Origin of the sequence: Clostridium sp., from assembly GCF_040797585.1 — a bacterium.
Taxonomy (GTDB): Bacteria; Bacillota; Clostridia; order Clostridiales; family Clostridiaceae; genus Clostridium_Z.
The window spans coordinates 1-19724 of sequence record NZ_JBFNEO010000024.1; the positions used below are offsets into that span (position 1 = coordinate 1).

The following is a 19724-nucleotide window of genomic DNA, read 5'->3' on the forward strand; positions in this document are numbered from 1 at the left end:
GAAAACTTTATAGATTTTATATATGATGTAAAAGAAGTTATAAGTTTAAAAGTAGGGGAAATTAATTTAAAGGATTTTAACATAATAAATAAGGATATAATAACAAAGAGTGCCCTTTATACAACAGATAGTATTATAGCCTACTTTATAGGGAACATAGCTACCTACTTTATATTAAGTGATAAATATGCTATATTAAAGTTTATAAAACTTTTATTAGGAGATAAAATTTATAATAATCTTTGTAGCAAGGCTTCTAATTTAAGAGAGATTGCCATAATAGAAGTGATATTAATATTAATTTCTACATTGATAATTATATTAGGTTTTTTTATTTTAAAGATACCTAATGGATTTGTACTTGGAATAATTTGTGGTATATTAGATGTACTTCCCTATGTTGGTATTATAGTAGTTTTTATACCACTTATAATATATAATATTTTTTTAAGAAACTATTTTGTTTCTATAGGCCTTTTAGGACTATACCTTCTAGTAGAGATAGTAAGGCAGATTTTAGAAACAAAATTTATTAGCAATAAACTAGATATACATCCCTTAGCCATAGTCATAGCTCTTTATATAGGAATAAAAGTTTTTGGGGTAATAGGAGGCTTTGCAGGGGTATTTTATATTATTTTATCAAAGGAAATACTAATTATTGACCAGGAGGAGACGTAATGAAGAATATATGTATAATAGGTGCAACAGGGTCCGTTGGAACTCAGACTTTAGATGTGATAAGAAAAGAAAAAGATAACTTTAATCTCATAGCAGTATCTGCTAATTCAAATATAGATAAGGTTATTGAAATTATAGATGAATTTTCTCCAAAGTTTGTTGTTATAAGTGATGAAGAAGCTTATAAAAAAATTCAGAAGTATATAAAAGGAATAGATAATAAGGTAGATTTACTCTTTGGTATAGAAGGTCTTGAATACATAGCTACACTAGATGAAGTAGATATGGTGGTAACTTCAATTGTAGGTATGATTGGCCTTAGACCTACTTTAAAGGCAATAGAAGCTAAGAAGGATATAGCATTAGCAAATAAAGAAACCTTAGTAGTTGCAGGAGAAATTGTAATGAAAGCTGCAAAGGAGAATGGGGTAAATATATTCCCTGTAGACTCAGAGCATAGTGCCATATTTCAAAGCCTTCAAGGAAATAACTTAAAAGATGTAAAAAAGATAATTTTAACAGCTTCTGGAGGGCCCTTTAGAGGTAAAAAGAGTGATGATTTAATCAATATTACTCCAGAGGAGGCACTGAAGCATCCTAAATGGAATATGGGACGTAAGATTTCTATAGATTCTGCAACTCTTATGAATAAAGGACTTGAGGTTATAGAAGCTAAATGGTTATTTGATGTAGATTATAATGATATACAGGTAGTAGTACATCCTCAAAGCATTATACACTCTGCGGTGGAATACGTAGATGGAAGTGTTATAGCCCAGCTTGGTAGTACGGATATGAAGCTTCCAATACAGTATGCATTGAATTATCCAGAAAGAAAGTCCCAGGTGTGTTCTTCACTAGATTTTTATGAGATTAGTAAATTAACCTTTGAAAAACCAGATATGGATACATTTAAATGTCTAGCCCTTGCTTATGAGGCAGGAAGAAAAGGAAAACTTATGCCAACTATTTTAAATGGTGCTAATGAGGTTTGTGTAGAATTATTTTTAAGAAATAAAGTTTCTTTTTTACAAATAGCTGATATAATAGAAGAAGTTATGGGGAAATTTGATTATAATATGGAGGTAACTCTAGAAAATATAATTAAAATGGATGAAGATGTTAGAACATATATATATAATAAATATGAGTAGGGGAGGTTTTGTGAAGTGTATTTTGTAATTGCTATATTAGCATTAGGGGTGCTTGTTATAATACATGAGCTTGGTCATTTTATTATGGCTAAGGTAAATGGTGTTAAGGTAGTAGAATTTGCCATAGGTATGGGACCAAAACTTTTTAGTATAGAAGGGAAGGAAACTTTATATTCTATAAGAATGCTACCCATAGGTGGATATGTTAAAATGTATGGGGATGAAGAGGAAGTAGAAGGTGATGATGAAAGAGCTTTTTCATCTAAAAGCCCTCTTCAAAGAATAAGTATTATTATAGCAGGTCCTATAATGAACTTATTACTACCAATTTTAATATATATGATTATAGGATTTAGTTATGGTTTTTGGACTCCAAGTATCAATGGAGTAGTCCCTAATTCCCCAGCGGAAGCTGCTAAAATAACAAAAGGGGATAAAATTGTTGCTATAAATGATAAAAAGGTAGACACTTGGGATGATGTATCTATGGGAATTTATATGGCAAAGGATTCTACTATAAAACTAAAGGTTTTAAGAAATAGTTCTGAAGAAGAAATAAAAATAATTCCAGCTTTTAATAAAGAAGAAAATAGATATATGATAGGTATAGAACCTACAAAAGTAGAGAATCCAACCTTCTTAGAGGGGGTTAATTATGGGTTTGTTAAAACCAAGTCCATGATAAAGCAGACCTTTATGGCCCTTAAGACCATATTCTCAGGAAATGCCACTTTAAATGATGTAGGTGGACCAGTTTCTATTATAAAAGTTTCAGGAGCAGCTGCAAAGGCTGGTATGTTTAGCTTATTAAATTTAGTAGCATATATAAGCATTCAATTAGCTATATTTAATTTATTACCATTCCCAGCACTAGATGGAGGATGGACAGTTTTATTACTGATAGAACTAATATCAAGGAAAAAGGTAAGTGATAGGATAGTAGGTACTTTAAATTATATAGGTTTCTCAGTATTATTATTATTAATGCTTTTAGTAACCATTAAGGATATATTATTTCCTATCAACATATAGGAGAGGATAAGATGAAAAGAGCAGTAACAAAGAAAATAAAGGTTGGAAACACATATGTAGGAGGAGATTCTCCAGTAAGCGTTCAATCTATGACAAATACAGATACAAGAGATGTAAAGGCTACAGTAAACCAAATAAAAGAGCTTCAAAAAGCAGGATGTAACATAGTAAGATGTGCAGTACCAGACTGGGAGGCTGCAGAGGCACTAAGCTCTATATCAAAGGAGATAGATATACCTTTAGTTGCAGATATACATTTTGATTATAGATTAGCATTAGAGGCTATAAAAAATGGAGTATCAGCCCTTAGAATAAACCCAGGAAATATAGGAAGTAAGGTTAAACTTGAAATGGTAGCTAAGGCAGCTATGGAGAAAGGTCTTCCTATGAGAGTTGGAGTAAATAGTGGTTCATTAGAGAGAGACCTACTTAAAAAGTATGGTAGACCAACTCCAGAAGCTCTCTGTGAAAGTGCTTTAAGAAATGTTGGATATCTAGAAGATCTTGGATTTTATGATACTGTAATTTCTATAAAGTCTTCAGATGTTATGGAAATGGTGAATAGTTATAGATTAGTTTCAAAACAAACAGACTACCCTCTACACCTTGGAGTAACAGAATCAGGAACGGTATGGAGAGGAACTATAAAATCAAGTATAGGAATTGGAACTTTACTTTGTGAGGGTATTGGTGATACAATAAGGGTGTCTTTAACAGGAGATCCTATAGAAGAAATAAAAGTAGGACGTGAAATATTAAAGGCTACAGGAAACCTTAATGAAGGGATAAAATTTGTTTCTTGCCCTACCTGCGGTAGAACTCAGATTAATTTAATAAAAATAGCTGAGGAAGTTGAAAAAAGATTAGCAGATTGTAATAAAAATATAAAGGTTGCTGTTATGGGATGCGTTGTAAATGGTCCAGGAGAAGCAAAAGAAGCTGATATAGGAATAGCAGGTGGACGTGGAGAAGGAATGATCTTCAAAAAAGGTGTAGTAATTAAAAAAGTTAAAGAAGAAGATTTAGTTGAAGAATTAATGAAAGAAATAGAGAATATGTAGGCTTTTGCCTACATATTTTTAATTGCAAGGAGGAATTTTTGTGAGTGTAGATATATTTACACCAATCATAAAAAATAATGATTCCTTAAAAGAAGAGCTTAAACTTAGTAGAATACAGTATTTTAAAAATAATGATACATTAAGAGTGGTATTTAAGTGTAAAAGAGACATAGAGGAATCTGTAGATTCAATGATTAGAGAAAGTATAATTTCTAATATAGGGGAATTTACTAACTTAGATATAGTATATTTTAAAGAGCTTGAAGATGTAACATTAGAAGAAGTAGCTATGAAATATTGGTTTGAGTTAACTAATATTGTCATCGAAAAAATTCCAGTATCTAAGGAGCTTTTACATAAATGTGAAAGAGTAATTGAGGGAGATATATTAATACTTAAGCATAGCAATGAATTTATGTGTAAAATGCTTAAGAGTAAAAATCTTCATGATATTTTAAAGTCTAATATAAAAGACATGTTTGGTATAGTTTGTAATATATCCATAGTATATGACTTAAATGTTGGACTAAACAACAATTATACTGAAGAAAAGATAAAAGAGAATAATAATCTTGTTAAGAAAATAATGGAAAATAGGGTTTCTTCTCCAAAAGCTAAGAGTGAGAATAATTCAAGAAAACCAAAAGAGCAAGGTAATAAATATGGAAATGGAAATAAGTATCAAGGAAAAGAAAAAGCAGATTCAAAGGTTAAGGATGAAAATGTACTATATGGAAATAGACAAATTACTGATGAAATTTCAGATATAAATACTTTAACTGATAGTTCGGGTATTGTAACTATATGTGGAGATATATTTAAAACCGATGTTATAGAAACTAAGAATGGTACGGTAATATTCTCCTTCTTTATAACAGATTATACTAGTTCAATAACTGTAAAGTTTTTCCCGAAGAAAGATGTAGAGGAGCTTATAAATAATATAAAGTCTGGTATAAGGGTTAAGGTAAAAGGGGAATGTTCTTATGATATGTATTCAAGAGAAATAACCTTAAAAGCAAGAAATATAGTTAAGGTTGAACAGATCGAAAGAATGGATATTAGTGAGGAAAAAAGAGTAGAACTTCATACGCATACAACCATGAGTACCATGGATGCAGTAAGCTCTCCAGGGAAAATAATAGAAAGAGCTGCTAAATGGGGGCATAAGGCTATTGCTATTACAGATCATGGAGTTGTTCAGGCATACCCAGAGGCTATGGATACAGGAAAAAAACATGGAATTAAGGTTATATATGGAGTTGAAGGATACCTTGTAAACAATGGAGTTCCTATAGTCCTTAAGGAAAGAGGGCAGAATCTTGATGATACCTATGTAGTGTTTGATATAGAAACTACAGGGTTCTCTAATCAAAATGATAAAATAATAGAAATAGGAGCAGTAAAAATAGAAAATGGAAAGATTACTGATAGGTTCAGTAGACTTGTGAATCCAGAAAGACCTATTCCGGCAAAGATAGTTGAACTTACAAGTATTACAGAAAGCATGGTTGAGAAGGAAGACACAATAGATATTGTATTAAAGAACTTTATAGAGTTTATAGGAGATAGTGTAGTTGTAGCTCATAATGCAGCTTTTGATACATCTTTTATAAGAAAAAATGCTAAAGATTTAGAACTATCCTTTGATAATTCAGTAATGGATACAATACCACTGGCTAAGTTTTTATATCCTGAACTTAAAAGATTTAAACTAAATGTTATAGCAAAATATTTAGGAATATCCCTTGAGAACCATCATAGGGCTGTAGATGATGCAGAAGCTACAGCAGAAATACTACTTCATTCCTTTAATATTTTAAAAAATGATAAGAATATAGAGACTTTAAAAGTATTAAATGATGAGTTTTTAAGTAATATAGATATAAAGAAACTTCCTATGTATCATATTATAATTTTAGCTAAAAACCAGGTAGGACTTAAGAATTTATATAAGCTAATATCAAGTGCTCATTTAGATAACTTCTTTAAGAAGCCAAGACTTCCTAAGACACTTATAGAGGAATATAGAGAAGGACTTATAATTGGATCAGCTTGTGAAAGTGGAGAACTTTTTAGAGGATTACTTGAAAATTTAGAAGAAGAGGATATTGAAGAGATTTTAACCTTCTATGATTATTTAGAAATTCAACCTATAGATAATAATGCCTTTTTAATAAGAGATGAAAAGGTTAAAGATAGAAAAGAGCTAGAGAATTTAAATAGAAGAATATATAATCTAGGGAAAAAGTACTCTAAACCTGTAGTAGCTACCTGCGATGTACACTTTTTAGACCCTAAAGATGAAGTGTTTAGAAGGATAATACTTGCAGGTCAAGGCTTTAGAGATGCAGATAATTCACCACCACTTTACTTTAGAACCACTAATGAGATGCTTAAGGAGTTTTCATATTTAGGGGAAGATAAAGCAAAGGAAGTAGTAATTGAAAATACCAATAAGGTGGCAGAGATGATAGGGGATGTAAAGCCAATACCAGATGAGACTTTTCCACCCAAAATAGATGGGGCAGAAGAAGATATAAGAAATATGACCATGGATAAGGCCCATTCAATTTACGGAAATCCTCTTCCTGAGGTGGTACAGAAGAGGGTAGATAAAGAGCTTAATTCCATAATAAATAATGGTTATGCAGTTCTTTATTTAATAGCCCATAAGTTAGTTGCAAAGTCCCTTCAAGATGGATACTTGGTTGGATCAAGAGGATCTGTTGGGTCATCTTTAGTTGCCACTATGACAGATATAACAGAGGTTAATGGATTACCACCTCATTATGTATGCCCTAAGTGCAAAAATAGTGAATTTATACTGGATGGTTCTATAAGTTCTGGAGCAGATCTACCTTATAAAAAATGCCCTGAATGTGATACGGAATTTATAAGAGAAGGTCATGATATACCTTTTGAAACTTTCCTTGGGTTTGAAGGAGATAAGGAACCGGATATCGACCTTAACTTCTCAGGAGAATATCAAAGCGTGGTTCATAAGTATACAGAGGTTTTATTTGGAAAAGGTTATGTGTTTAAGGCTGGAACCATAGGTACTGTGGCAGAAAAAACTGCTTATGGATATGTAAAAAAATACTTAGATGAAAGAGAAATAATAGTTCCTCAGGCAGAGATAGAAAGGCTTACAATGGGTTGTACAGGAATTAAAAGAACTACTGGTCAGCACCCAGGAGGAATTATGGTTGTGCCGAGGGATAATGAAATATTTAATTTCTGCCCAATACAACACCCAGCAGATGATAATGATACAGATATAATAACAACCCACTTTGATTACCATTCCATAAGTGGTAGACTTCTGAAGCTAGATATACTAGGGCATGATGATCCTACCATGATTAGAATGCTTCAAGATTTAACAGGAATTGATCCTAAAACCATACCTTTAAATGATGAAGAGGTACTTAGCCTTTTCACAAAACCAGATGCCTTAGGAGTAACGAAGGAAGAGCTTGAATGTGAAGTTGGAACTTATGGATTACCGGAATTTGGAACTAAATTTGTAAGGCAAATGTTACTTGACACAGAGCCTAAAACTTTTTCAGATCTTGTTAGAATATCAGGGCTTTCTCATGGTACTGATGTATGGCTTAATAACGCACAGTACTTTATTAAAGAAGGATATACCACTCTAAAAGATTGTATCTCTACAAGAGATGATATTATGGTATACCTTATATATAAAGGGGTACCACCTAAAACTGCTTTCACCATAATGGAAAAGGTTAGAAAAGGAAAAGGCCTCAAAGATGAAGATGTAAAAGTAATGAAGGAAAATAAAGTACCAGACTGGTATATTGAATCTTGTAATAGAATAAAGTATATGTTCCCGAAAGGTCACGCTGTGGCCTATGTTATGATGGCTGTTAGAATAGCCTATTTTAAGGTTCATTATCCAGAGGCATACTATGCCACATATTTTACTGTAAGAGCTGATGATTTTGATGCAGATCTTATAGTAAAAGGTGAGGGGGTTATTAAAGATAAAATACAGGAGATTAATAACCTTGGAAACAATATGACCCAAAAGGATAAAGGTTTACTTACTGTGCTTGAAATATGTTATGAGATGTATAAAAGAGAAATTAAGTTTTTAAAGGTTGACTTATATAAGTCAGATGCTGTAAAATTTTTAATAGAAGAAGGTGGCATAAGACCACCTATAAATTCCCTTCAGGGAGTAGGCGATAATGCTGCAAAGAGTATTGTAGAATCTAGAGGTGAGGGTGAATTTATTTCAAAAGAAGATTTAAGACTTAGAGCTAAGGTAAGTAAGACTGTTATAGAAACTCTAGGAAACCATGGCTGCTTAGAAGGACTTTCAGAGACTAATCAGCTTAGTTTATTTTAATTTCCGGAATTTACTTGTATTAATTATTTAACTATGTTACAATGTGAACATAACATGCTAAATTTTAGACATTTAAGGAGTGGGTCTTAAGCCCGCTCTTTCTATTTGTAAAAAACGCAACTACAAGGTTGCGTTTTTCGTTAATTATTTTTAATATTTTAAGTTTGAAGTTAATTACATATATTCACTTGTAAATGTGGAAGACTATAATAAATAAATAAATAGTTAAGGAGGGATAGTAGATGAAAAAAGAAGAATTAGTAGAAGGGTTAGAGGGAATATTAGCACCAGTAATAGAGAAACTAGGATATGAGGTTTACCATATAGAGTATGTAAAAGAAGATAGAGAAAATTATTTAAGAATATATATTGATAATGAGGGCGGAATAACCCTAGATGATTGCGAAAAGGTAAGTAGGGCCCTAAGTGATGTATTAGATGAGAAGGATCCTATAAGTGATTTTTATTACTTAGAAGTATCTTCACCAGGGATGAATAGATTTTTACATAATTCTAAGCATTTACAAGATAATATAGATAAAAATGTTTTAGTTAAGCTAAGTAAAAGCCTAGATAGTAAGAAAACTTATAAGGGAAGCCTAAAATCCTTTGACGATACTTATGTAAATATAGTATTAGAAGATGGAAATGAATTAACTATAGATAGAGATAGAATAAAATCTATTAATATAGAAGCATTTTAGTGGGGAGTTTTAAAAAGGAGGTTATTATAAGATGAATGAAGAATTTATAAGTGCATTAAAGGATATAGTTAAGGAGAAGGGCATAAGTGAGGATTTAATATTTTCTACTTTAGAAGATGCGCTTATAGCAGCCTATAAGAAGAATTACTCAAATAGTGCAGCTCAGAATGTTAGAGTTAGTATGGATAGGGAAACAGGAGAAATACATGTATATTCTCAAAAGGAAGTAGTAGAAGAGGTTTATGATGATGTTATAGAGATAAGCCTAGAGGATGCAAAAGAAGTAAGTCCAAGATATGATCTTGAAGATATAGTTGAAATAGAGGTAACACCTAGAAATTTTGGAAGAGTAGCAGCTCAGCTTGCAAAACAAGTAGTAGTTCAAAGAATAAAGGAAGCTGAAAGAACTATAGTGTATAATGAATTTATAGAAAAAGAATATGACATAATAACTGGTGTCATAAGTAGAAAAGATAGAAACAATGTATATGTAGATCTTGGGAAAGTAGAGGCAGCTTTAGGACCAAATGAGCAAATACTAGGAGAAGAATATAATTTTAATGATAAATTAAAATTATATATAGTTGAAGTTAAGAACACCACAAAGGGTGCTCAGGTAGTGGTATCTAGAACTCATCCAGGTCTTGTAAAAAGGTTATTTGAACTTGAAGTTCCAGAAATATATGAGGGTGTAGTTGAAATAAAAAGTATTGCAAGAGAAGCAGGATCTAGAACAAAGATATCAGTATCATCAAATGATGAAAGTGTTGATGCTATGGGAGCATGTGTTGGACCAAAGGGATCTAGAGTACAGAACATAGTAAATGAACTTAGAAATGAAAAGATAGATATAATAAAACACAGTAAACTTCCAGAAGAGTATATAGCTAATGCATTAAGTCCAGCCAAAGTTTTAGAGGTATCAGTAGATGAGGAAGGAAAGTCAGCAAAAGTTGTTGTTGATGATAGCCAATTATCCTTAGCTATAGGTAAAGAAGGGCAAAATGCAAGACTTGCAGCTAAGCTTACAGGATGGAAGATAGACATAAAAAGTAAATCACAAATTACAGAATAGTTTCTAAGGGGTGATAAATATGAAAATGAGAAAAATACCTCAAAGAATGTGTAATGGTTGTATGGAAATGAAGCCTAAAAAAGAGCTTATAAGAATAGTTAGAAGTCCTGAAGGAGTTGTTACTTTAGATTTAACTGGTAAGAAGCCAGGAAGAGGAGCATATATTTGCAAAAGTGAATTATGCCTAGAAAAAGCTTTTAAGTCTAAGAGATTAAATAAAAACCTTGAGACTAACATAGAAGAAGATATATATGCTTCTTTAAAGGAAGAGATAAATAATGAAAAGTAAATTTTATAATTTTTTAGGTTTAACTAAAAAAGCTGGAAACCTTATAGAAGGTTACAATAAATGTGAAGAGTATATTAGAAGGAAAAAACCTTGTCTGTTAATCCTATCAAGGGAGACATCTAATAACTCAAAGGATAAGTTTTTAAGATATTGCACAGAAAAGAATGTACCAGTAATAGAAAACTTACCAAAGGAAGAACTAGGAAATGCCTTAGGAAGAGAAGAACTTAAGATTTTATGTGTTATAGATAATAATATGGCTGTAAAACTTTTAGAACTAAGCAAAAGCCTAGATTCGGATACAAATTTTACCGGGGGTGAAGAGTCGTGTCAAAAATAAGAGTATATGAATTAGCAAAAGAGTTAGAGGTTTCAAGTAAAGACCTTATAAATCTTCTAATGGATGAATTCAGTATTGAAGTAAAAAACCATATGAGTGTAATCGAAGAAGAAGATGCGGAACTTATAAAGGAATTAATAGAGGAAAATAAGAAAAATAATCCTAATGAAGATAAAAAAGGAATAGTAGAAGAATATGAGGACATGGTTTCAGAGGAAGTAAACCGTGGACAAAAGAACAAGCCAAGAAAGGCTAATAAGAAACAACAGAAGGCTGAAGAAGAGGTATTAGAGGAAGCATCTGAAAATACTGTAATAGAGATAGGGGAAACTATTCTAGTTAAAGAGTTTGTAGAAAAGTTAAATAAACCTCAATCAGAGGTAATAAAAGCCCTAATATTTGCAGGAGTTATGGCTAACCTGAACCAAGAAATAAATTTTGAAACTGCAGAGAAGGTAGCAGAGAAGTTTGAAATAATAGTTAGTAAAGAAGAAGAAGATACTCATACCCTTGAGGAAACTGAGGATGATATCTTAGATGATGAAAATGTAATTAAGAGACCTCCTATAGTTACTGTTATGGGTCACGTTGACCATGGTAAGACTTCTCTTCTTGATGCAATAAGAAAGGCACAAGTAACAGAATCAGAAGCAGGTGGAATAACTCAACATATAGGTGCTTATACTGTAGATGTAAAGGGTGAAAAAGTTACATTCTTAGATACCCCAGGTCACGAAGCATTTACTGCTATGAGAGCTCGTGGAGCTCAAATAACAGACATAGTTATATTAGTTGTTGCAGCTGATGATGGAATAATGCCTCAAACAAAAGAAGCAATAAATCACTGTAAGGCTGCAAAGGTTCCAATGATTATAGCTATAAACAAAATGGATAAACCAAGTGCAAATCCTGACAGAGTAAAACAAGAGCTTACAGAGTTTGGACTTATACCAGAGGATTGGGGTGGAGATACTGTATGTGTACCAGTATCAGCTAGAACAAAAGAAGGTATAGAAGATCTTTTAGAAATGGTTATTTTAGCTGCTGAAGTTGAAGAACTTATAGCTAACCCTCAAAGAAAAGCAAGAGGTACAGTAATTGAAGCTAAACTTGATAAGGGTAGAGGAGCAGTTGCTAGCTTACTTGTTCAAAATGGAACTTTAAATGTAGGAGATTCTATTTTAGTTGGAAATACTTATGGTAGAATAAGAGCTATGTTTGATGATAAAGGAAAGAAAATTAAATCAGCAGGACCTTCAATACCAGTTGAGGTATTAGGATTATCTGATGTACCGTCAGCAGGAGATAGATTTAATGTAGTTAAGGATGAAAAGACTGCTAGAAATATGGCTGAATCTAGAAAAGATAAGATAAAAGAAGAACAGTTTAGAAGTTCTAATAGAGTATCTCTTGAAGATTTATATAGTCAAATTCAAGAAGGAAAAGTTAAAGAACTTGCTATAATAGTTAAGGCAGATGTTCAAGGATCTGTTGAAGCTATAAAGGCTTCTCTTGAAAAATTATCTACAGATGATGTTAAGGTAAGAGTAATTCATGGTGGTGTTGGAGCTATAACTGAAACAGATATAACTCTTGCAGCAGCATCTAATGCTATAGTTATAGGATTCAATGTAAGACCTGATGGAAATGCACAGGTTGCATCAGAAAAAGAAGGCGTGTATGTTAAATCCTATAGAGTAATATACGAGGCTATAGAAGATGTTAAGTCAGCTATGATAGGACTTCTTGATCCAGAGTATAAAGAAGTTGTACTTGGAAATGTTGAAGTAAGACAGACTTATAAAATATCAAGTGTTGGAACTATAGCAGGATGTTATGTTCTAAATGGAAAAATAGCTAGAAACAGTGATGTTAGAATAATAAGAGATGGAATAGTTATCCTTGAGGGTAAACTTGCATCCTTAAAGAGATTTAAGGATGATGTTAAAGAAGTAAATTCAGGATATGAGTGTGGATTAAGCATTGAGAAATTCAATGATCTTAAAGAAGGTGACATAATCGAAGCCTTCACTATGGAAGAAATAAAAAGAAAAGAGCTATAAAAGGAGAGATTCTCTTGGCTAATTATAGAAGTGGAAGAATAAATGAAGAAGTAAAGAAAGAGTTAAGTGAAATCATAAGATATGAAATTAAAGATCCAAGGCTTACAGCTATGATAAGCATAACTCAAGTAGATGTTACTAAAGATCTTAAATATGCAAAAGTATATGTAAGTATCTTCGGTAAGGAAGAAGAAAAAGAAACTTGTCTTAATATATTAAAGAGTTCTAAAGGCTTTATGAGAAGAGCCCTTGGGAATAAAATAAAACTAAGATATGTACCAGAACTTATTATAGAACTTGATAATTCTATAGAACATGGTATGTATATAGATTCTTTAATCCATAAGATAAAGGAGAATAAGTAGAGATGAAAGATGTGGTAGAGTTAATAGATAACAGTGAAAATATTGCTATAACTTACCATGCTTCACCTGATGGAGATGCTCTAGGAAGTGCCCTTGCACTTCTTAGAGCATTAAAAAAATCTAAAAAAAATGCTTACATAATATCTAAGGATGTAATATCTAAGAATTTTAATTTTTTAGGTTATGAAGAGTATATAAAGGGTGATGTGGTAGAAGTAGCAAAGGATACTCAGTGTCTAATCACAGTAGATTGTGGAAACGTAGAGAGGCTTTCAGGGAATTTTGATTTTTCCAATAGAAGCTATAAAATAATAAACATTGACCATCACTTATCTAATGACAAGTTTGGAGACATAAACTATGTAGATACTAATGCAGCAGCTACAGCGGAAATAATCTTTAGACTTATAAAGGAAATGAATGTAGAGCTAGATAAGGATATTGCAATGTGTCTTTATACTTCTCTTTTAACAGATACTGGAGTATTTAAGCATTCAGGAACAAGTAAGAACACCCATTACATAGCAGGGGAGCTTATAGACACAGGTATAGACTTTACTAATATTCATAGGGCATTATTTGAGAATAAACCTTATGAAAAAATAAAGCTTTATGGGAAAGCAATAGAGTCAATGAAACTTTTAATGGATAATAAGGTATGTGTTATTAACATAACGGAGAAGATGTTTAAAGATTTAGGAATAGAAGGATCTGTAGATACCTCTGATATATTACACTTTGGAAGTGAAGTAGATACTGCAGAAGTAGTTGTATTACTTAAGGAAGCAGAGGAAGGAATAAAAATTAGTCTAAGAGCTAAAAATTATTTTGATGTAAGAGAAGTAGCTGAAAGCTTTGGTGGGGGAGGACACACTAAGGCATCAGGATGTATGATAAAAGGGCTTACCATTAAGGAAGCTGAAGAAAAAATTCTACATGCAATTAGTAAGATAGGACTGAGGTAAATGAATGGAGTAATTAATATTTATAAGCCGGAAGGAATGACTTCCTTTGATGTAGTAAGACAGGTAAGAAAAGTATGTGGAACTTCAAAGGTTGGACACACAGGGACCTTAGATCCACTAGCTAGTGGAGTGTTGCCTATATGTATAGGTAAGGGGACAAAACTTGTTGATTATATAATGGAAGGTAGAAAGACCTATAGAGCAGAGCTAAAGCTTGGAGAAGTAACAGATACTTATGATAGAGAAGGTAAAGTTATAAGAGAAAATAGTTATGATCATATAATGGAAGAAGAAATAAAGAGAGTTATAAACTCTTTTGAAAAAGAATATAGTCAGATACCCCCTATGTATTCTGCTATAAAAATAGATGGTAAAAAACTTTATGATTTAGCAAGACAAGGTATAGAAGTTGAAAGAAAAGGTAGAAATGTAGTAATATATAAAGTAGAAATATTAAATATAAATATACCTTTTGTAGAGTTTAGGGTTTTATGCTCTAAGGGAACTTACATAAGAAGTCTTTGTTATGATATTGGAGAAGCTCTAGGATGTGGTTCTTATATGACTAAACTGGAGAGGGAAGCTACTGGGACTTTTAATATGGAAAATTCTATTAATATAAATAATCTCAATAGAGAAAAGTTAGATGATAGCTTAATATCTTTAGAAGATTCTTTAGGAGATTATCCTTATATAAGTGTAAATGAAAAGTTTGAAAAACTTCTCATTAATGGAGTTAGTATAATGGATAAGAGTTTCTATAGAGAGCATATAGAAGATAATAAATTTTATAGAGTTTATGGAAATAAAGGGACTTTAATAGGACTTGGAAAGAAACTTGAAAATGGGTTTAAAATAATAAAGTTACTGTTATAGGGGGACGGCTATGGTTATAGTAGATAATAATTTCTCCAAAGAAATAAAAGAAGGAACTTATGTTGCTTTAGGAAGCTTTGATGGCCTTCATACAGGGCATAGGGCTCTTATAAATAAAGCTTTCGAGAAAGCGAAGGCTAATAAATGTAAAAGTATGGTATACACTTTTAAAAATCATCCACTAACAGTGGTAAGAAAAAATTTTGTACCAGAACTTATTATGGATAATAAGTCTAAAGCTAGACTTATAGAGAGTCTAGGTATAGATTATGTAGCTTTTGTAGAATTTAATGAAGAGTTCATGAGACTTTCTCCAGAAGATTTTATAAAGATCATATTTAAAAAGTTTAATGTAAAAGGAATAGTTGTAGGTTTTAACCATAAATTTGGATATAAAAACATGGGTGATATTAACCTTTTAAAAGAGCTTAGCAAAGAATTAAACTTTGAATTAGTTATAATAGAGCCTCAAAGTCACAATGGTGAGGTAATAAGTAGCTCTATCATAAGGAACTTTATAAAGAGTGGAGAAATGGAAAGAGCTAATGAATATCTTATGGAGCCTTTTATGATTAGGGGAATTGTTAAACATGGGAAGAAACTTGGTAGAACATTAGGATTTCCTACAGCTAACTTAGAATATAGGAAAGATACAATAATACCTTCTATAGGAATATATTATACAAATATAAGGATTAATAAAAAAGTTTTTAAGGCTATGACTAATATTGGGTATAATCCAACTGTAGATGGTAAAGAATTATCCATAGAAACCTTCATACTAGATTTTAATGAAGAGATTTATGGAAAAGAGATAGAAGTATATTTTATAGAGAAGGTTAGGGATGAGATTAAGTTTAATTCCCTTGAAGAATTAAAGGATCAATTAAAGAAAGATGAAGACTATGGAAGACATAAAAAAATATGTCTAAAATCATAAAAAGTAATTTACAACTAATGGGGAGTCTGATATAATCACCGTTGAGAACCTACATCTAAGATAAGAGAGTACCGACTTTTTTCTTGGATTTAGGGGATAATATTTTGGAGGTGCTTTATAATGGAAAAAGCAAGAAAACAAGAAATAATGAATACTTATGCAAGACATGAAGGAGATACAGGTTCTCCAGAAGTGCAAATAGCATTATTAACAGAGAGAATAAACTCTTTAACTGATCACTTAAGATCACACAAGAAAGACCACCACTCAAGAAGAGGTCTATTCATGATGATAGGACAAAGAAGAGGTCTTTTAGATTACTTAAAGAAACAAGATATCGAAAGATACAGAACTATCATTGGACAATTAGGATTAAGAAGATAATTTATTAGAGCGGATTTTTCCGCTCTATTATTTTAAAAAATTAATAATTAAGTAAAATATGCTAATAATACTATTAATAGATTGAAAGGAGGTCGTTGTATGCACCATACACTTGAAACTGTCGTTGCAGGCAGACCCATGAAGATTGAATATGGAAAAGTTGGTATGCTTTCAAATGCAGCTCTAATGATGAGTTATGGAGATACAGTTGTTCTTGTAAATGTAAATGCATCAGAAAAGCCTAGAGACGGAATAGATTTTTTCCCTCTAAGTGTTGAATATGAAGAAAGATTATATTCCGTTGGTAAAATACCAGGCGGATTTATAAAGAGAGAGGGAAGACCTTCCGAGAAAGCCATATTAAACGGAAGAGCTATAGATAGGCCCCTAAGACCTTTATTTCCAAAGGGATATAGAAATGATGTTCAAGTAGTTTGTACAGTTATGTCAGTAGAAAACGATAATCTTCCAGAAATACTTGCAATCAATGCAGCATCAACAGCACTTTTCGTATCAAGCATTCCTTTTGTAGATCCAGTTGGAACAGTTTCCGTAGGATTAATTGATGGAGAATTTATATTAAATCCAACTTCCGCAGAGAGAGAAAAGAGTTCTATGTCTTTAACTGTTTGTGCAACACAGGAAAAGATAATGATGATAGAAGCTGGTGGAGATGAAATACCTGAGGATGTAATGTATGACGCTATTATGTTTGCATTTAAAGAGTGTCAAAAACTTGTGGAATTCCAAATAGAAGCTAGAAATAAATTTGGAAAAGAAAAAGCTGAATTTGAAGTTTATGAGGTAGAAGAGTCCTTAGAAAAAGAAGTTAGAGATTTCTCCTTTGATATGATAAAGGAAGCTATGTATATTACAGATAAGGATGCAAGAAATAAGGCAATGGATCAGGTTAAAGGAAAAATTTCAGAAGCCTTTGATGAAAAGTATCCAGATAATAAGTCAGATATTTCTGATGTAGTATATAGAGAGCAAAAAGAAATAGTTAGAAATATGATATTAAGGGATAAAAGACGTCCAGATGGAAGAGGATTCTATGATATAAGACCGATATCTTGTGATGTATCTTTACTTCCAAGAACTCATGGAACTGGATTATTTACTAGAGGACTTACTCAAGTACTTACAGTAGCTACTTTAGGTGCTTTAGGAGATATCCAAATAATAGATGGTATAGGGGAAGAGGAATCTAAGAGATATATGCATCATTATAACTTCCCAGCTTATAGTGTAGGAGAAGTTAAACCTTTAAGAGGACCGGGAAGACGTGAAATTGGTCATGGAGCTTTAGCGGAGAAGGCATTAGAACCATTAATACCATCAGAAGAAGAGTTCCCATATACAATAAGACTAGTTTCAGAAGTCTTAAGTTCTAATGGATCTACTTCTCAAGCAAGTGTTTGTGGAAGTACATTAGCATTACTTGATGCAGGAGTACCTATAAAGAGACCGGCAGCAGGAATAGCAATGGGGCTTGTTACTAGTGAAGACTTAACAGAGGAAGAAGTATTAACAGATATACAAGGTATAGAAGACTTCTTTGGAGATATGGACTTTAAGGTAGCGGGAACTGAAAAGGGAATAACTTCTATACAAGTAGATACAAAGCTTAAGGGATTATCTAATACTTGTATTAAAAAGAGTATAGAAGATGCTAGAGTAGCTAGATTATTCTTACTTGATAAGATGAATGCATGTATAGTAGGACCAAGAGAAGAAGTTTCAAAATATGCTCCAAAAACTTTTAGTATTTCAATAGATCCTGAAAAGATAAGAGATGTTATAGGTGCTGGTGGTAAGACAATTAATAAGATAATAGCTGAAACTGGCGTTAAGATTGACATAAAGGAAGATGGAAAAGTTTTTGTTACTGCAGTAGATACTGCAAGTGGAAAACAAGCTGTTAAGATAATAGAAGATTTAACAAAGGAAGTTAAATCAGGAGAGATCCATCTTGGAAAGGTTACAAAGATTGCTGCATTTGGAGCTTTCGTTGAAATTCTTCCAGGAAAAGAAGGTCTTGTTCATATATCTAAACTAGATGTAAATAGAGTTAATAAGGTTGAGGACATAGTATCTGTTGGAGATGAAATTTTAGTTAAGGTTACAGATATAGATTCTCAAGGAAGAATTAACTTATCTAGAAAAGATGCCATAAAAGATTCAGAAACTGAAGAAACTGAAGAAACAACAAATTAGAAATAGAAGGGCAGGTAATGCCTTTTTATTTTTTTATATTACGGAGGGACTTTATGTACAATGTATTTAAACTGGATAATGGTTTAAGAGTTGTTGTAGAAAAAATAGATTATATTAATTCCGTTAGTGTAGGATTATGGGTGGAGAATGGATCAAGAAATGAGAATAAAGATAATAATGGAATTTCTCATTTTATAGAGCATATGCTTTTTAAGGGAACTGAAAATAGATCTGCAAAGGATATTGCTGAAGCTATAGAGAATGTAGGAGGACAGTTAAATGCTTTTACAGGAAGAGAAGCTACCTGTTATTACATAAAAGCTTTAGATAGCCATTTAGGGCTTTCTTTAGATGTTCTTTCAGATATGTTATTTAATAGTACCTTTAATGAAGAAGAAATAGAGAAAGAAAAAAGTGTAGTAATTGAAGAAATAAATATGGGAGAGGATTCTCCAGAAGATGTCCTATCAGATTTACATAGTTATGCTATATGGGGAGAAGATAGTTTATCTTACCCTATATTAGGTACTGAAGAGACAGTTAAATCTTTTAATAAAAATATTATAAAAGAATACATAGCAACCAATTATACACCTAATAGATCAGTAATCTCTATATGTGGTAATGTAGATCTTAATGAGGCACAAAACTTAGTACATAAATATTTTGGAAAGTGGAATATCCAAGAGGAAAAAATCATATCCTATTCAAATCCTGAGATATTAAAACATATCTTATATAAAGAAAAATCTATAGAGCAAGTCCATCTGAGTTTGGGATTAAAGGGATTGCCATTAGGACATGAGGATGTATATCCACTTTTACTTATAAATAATTTCTTTGGAGGAGGAGTATCTTCTCTATTATTTCAAAAGGTAAGGGAGGAGCTTGGACTTTGTTATACAATTTATTCTTATAGCTCTTCATTTATAAATACAGGGGCTCTTAATGTTTATACGGGAGTATCACCAAATTATGTTTACGATACTATATCTGTAATAAAAGAAGAGATAGAGAAATTTCCTAAAGAGGTAATGGATAAGTTTAATTTAGCCATAGCTAAGGAGCAAATAAAAGGAAATTATATATTAGGACTTGAAAGCACAAGTAGTAGAATGTTTTCAAATGGAAAGTCAATAATGTTTTTAAATAAGATAAATAAACCAGAGGATATAATTAAGAAAATAGATGAAGTTAGTT

General features: G+C 31.9%; 17 protein-coding genes. All 17 read left to right on the forward strand.

Annotated features, from left to right (window positions below):
• On the forward strand, nucleotides 1-681 hold a 681-nt coding region (locus tag AB2369_RS02915; protein ID WP_367664972.1), incomplete at its 5' end, for an AI-2E family transporter.
• Nucleotides 681-1835, forward strand: a complete 1155-nt coding sequence (dxr, locus tag AB2369_RS02920; protein ID WP_367664973.1) for a 1-deoxy-D-xylulose-5-phosphate reductoisomerase — start codon at nucleotides 681-683, stop codon at nucleotides 1833-1835. The genes AB2369_RS02915 and dxr, both read left to right, overlap by 1 nt.
• 15 nt (nucleotides 1836-1850) lie before the next feature.
• Nucleotides 1851-2867 (forward strand): RIP metalloprotease RseP, encoded by a 1017-nt coding sequence (gene rseP / locus AB2369_RS02925; RefSeq protein ID WP_367664974.1) that lies wholly within the window; start codon nucleotides 1851-1853, stop codon nucleotides 2865-2867.
• 11 nt (nucleotides 2868-2878) lie between these two features.
• The gene (gene ispG / locus AB2369_RS02930) at nucleotides 2879-3928 is read left to right on the forward strand and encodes a flavodoxin-dependent (E)-4-hydroxy-3-methylbut-2-enyl-diphosphate synthase (protein ID WP_367664975.1); all 1050 of its coding nucleotides are present in this window, start codon (nucleotides 2879-2881) and stop codon (nucleotides 3926-3928) included.
• Between the two features lie 40 nt (nucleotides 3929-3968).
• A complete protein-coding gene (locus AB2369_RS02935; RefSeq protein ID WP_367664976.1) occupies nucleotides 3969-8306 on the forward strand; it encodes a PolC-type DNA polymerase III in 4338 nt (1445 codons plus the stop codon).
• 242 nt (nucleotides 8307-8548) lie between these two features.
• Nucleotides 8549-9010 carry a ribosome maturation factor RimP gene (rimP, locus tag AB2369_RS02940; RefSeq protein ID WP_367664977.1) on the forward strand — a complete coding sequence of 154 codons (462 nt, stop codon included), beginning with the start codon at nucleotides 8549-8551 and terminating at the stop codon, nucleotides 9008-9010.
• Between the two features lie 31 nt (nucleotides 9011-9041).
• Nucleotides 9042-10085: a transcription termination factor NusA gene (nusA, locus tag AB2369_RS02945; protein WP_367664978.1), complete on the forward strand. Its 1044-nt coding sequence runs from the start codon at nucleotides 9042-9044 to the stop codon at nucleotides 10083-10085.
• 19 nt (nucleotides 10086-10104) lie between these two features.
• Nucleotides 10105-10374, forward strand: coding sequence for a YlxR family protein (locus AB2369_RS02950; protein ID WP_367664979.1), 270 nt, complete (start codon nucleotides 10105-10107; stop codon nucleotides 10372-10374).
• Entirely contained in the window at nucleotides 10364-10714 is a 351-nt protein-coding gene (locus tag AB2369_RS02955; protein WP_367664980.1) for a ribosomal L7Ae/L30e/S12e/Gadd45 family protein, read from the forward strand. Before AB2369_RS02950 ends, AB2369_RS02955 begins: the two co-directional genes overlap by 11 nt.
• Nucleotides 10702-12777 carry a translation initiation factor IF-2 gene (gene infB, locus AB2369_RS02960; RefSeq protein ID WP_367664981.1) on the forward strand — a complete coding sequence of 692 codons (2076 nt, stop codon included), beginning with the start codon at nucleotides 10702-10704 and terminating at the stop codon, nucleotides 12775-12777. The genes AB2369_RS02955 and infB overlap by 13 nt, the downstream gene beginning before the upstream one ends.
• Nucleotides 12778-12791: 14 nt before the next feature.
• On the forward strand, nucleotides 12792-13142 hold the full coding sequence (gene rbfA, locus AB2369_RS02965) for a 30S ribosome-binding factor RbfA (protein ID WP_367664982.1): 351 nt from the start codon (nucleotides 12792-12794) through the stop codon (nucleotides 13140-13142).
• A gap of 2 nt (nucleotides 13143-13144) precedes the next feature.
• Nucleotides 13145-14107 (forward strand): bifunctional oligoribonuclease/PAP phosphatase NrnA, encoded by a 963-nt coding sequence (locus tag AB2369_RS02970; protein WP_367664983.1) that lies wholly within the window; start codon nucleotides 13145-13147, stop codon nucleotides 14105-14107.
• Nucleotides 14108-14983, forward strand: a complete 876-nt coding sequence (gene truB / locus AB2369_RS02975) for a tRNA pseudouridine(55) synthase TruB (RefSeq protein WP_367664984.1) — start codon at nucleotides 14108-14110, stop codon at nucleotides 14981-14983. It begins immediately after the preceding gene.
• A 10-nt stretch (nucleotides 14984-14993) separates the two neighbouring features.
• Nucleotides 14994-15923: a bifunctional riboflavin kinase/FAD synthetase gene (locus AB2369_RS02980; RefSeq protein ID WP_367664985.1), complete on the forward strand. Its 930-nt coding sequence runs from the start codon at nucleotides 14994-14996 to the stop codon at nucleotides 15921-15923.
• Nucleotides 15924-16043: 120 nt separating this feature from the next.
• Nucleotides 16044-16307, forward strand: coding sequence for a 30S ribosomal protein S15 (rpsO, locus tag AB2369_RS02985; protein WP_367664986.1), 264 nt, complete (start codon nucleotides 16044-16046; stop codon nucleotides 16305-16307).
• A 99-nt stretch (nucleotides 16308-16406) separates the two neighbouring features.
• Nucleotides 16407-18524 carry a polyribonucleotide nucleotidyltransferase gene (locus AB2369_RS02990; protein WP_367664987.1) on the forward strand — a complete coding sequence of 706 codons (2118 nt, stop codon included), beginning with the start codon at nucleotides 16407-16409 and terminating at the stop codon, nucleotides 18522-18524.
• A 53-nt stretch (nucleotides 18525-18577) separates the two neighbouring features.
• On the forward strand, nucleotides 18578-19724 hold a 1147-nt coding region (locus AB2369_RS02995; RefSeq protein WP_367664988.1), incomplete at its 3' end, for a M16 family metallopeptidase.

Bases quoted from the DNA above. Each gene is read 5' to 3' on its own strand.
- AB2369_RS02970 (WP_367664983.1), top strand. From the start codon at position 13,145: ATGAAAGATGTGGTAGAGTTAATAGATAACAGTGAAAATATTGCTATA.
- AB2369_RS02980 (WP_367664985.1), top strand. From the start codon at position 14,994: ATGGTTATAGTAGATAATAATTTCTCCAAAGAAATAAAAGAAGGAACT.
- ispG (WP_367664975.1), top strand. From the start codon at position 2,879: ATGAAAAGAGCAGTAACAAAGAAAATAAAGGTTGGAAACACATATGTA.
- AB2369_RS02950 (WP_367664979.1), top strand. From the start codon at position 10,105: ATGAAAATGAGAAAAATACCTCAAAGAATGTGTAATGGTTGTATGGAA.
- truB (WP_367664984.1), top strand. From the start codon at position 14,108: ATGAATGGAGTAATTAATATTTATAAGCCGGAAGGAATGACTTCCTTT.
- AB2369_RS02990 (WP_367664987.1), top strand. From the start codon at position 16,407: ATGCACCATACACTTGAAACTGTCGTTGCAGGCAGACCCATGAAGATT.
- dxr (WP_367664973.1), top strand. From the start codon at position 681: ATGAAGAATATATGTATAATAGGTGCAACAGGGTCCGTTGGAACTCAG.
- nusA (WP_367664978.1), top strand. From the start codon at position 9,042: ATGAATGAAGAATTTATAAGTGCATTAAAGGATATAGTTAAGGAGAAG.
- AB2369_RS02955 (WP_367664980.1), top strand. From the start codon at position 10,364: ATGAAAAGTAAATTTTATAATTTTTTAGGTTTAACTAAAAAAGCTGGA.
- rpsO (WP_367664986.1), top strand. From the start codon at position 16,044: ATGGAAAAAGCAAGAAAACAAGAAATAATGAATACTTATGCAAGACAT.
- rimP (WP_367664977.1), top strand. From the start codon at position 8,549: ATGAAAAAAGAAGAATTAGTAGAAGGGTTAGAGGGAATATTAGCACCA.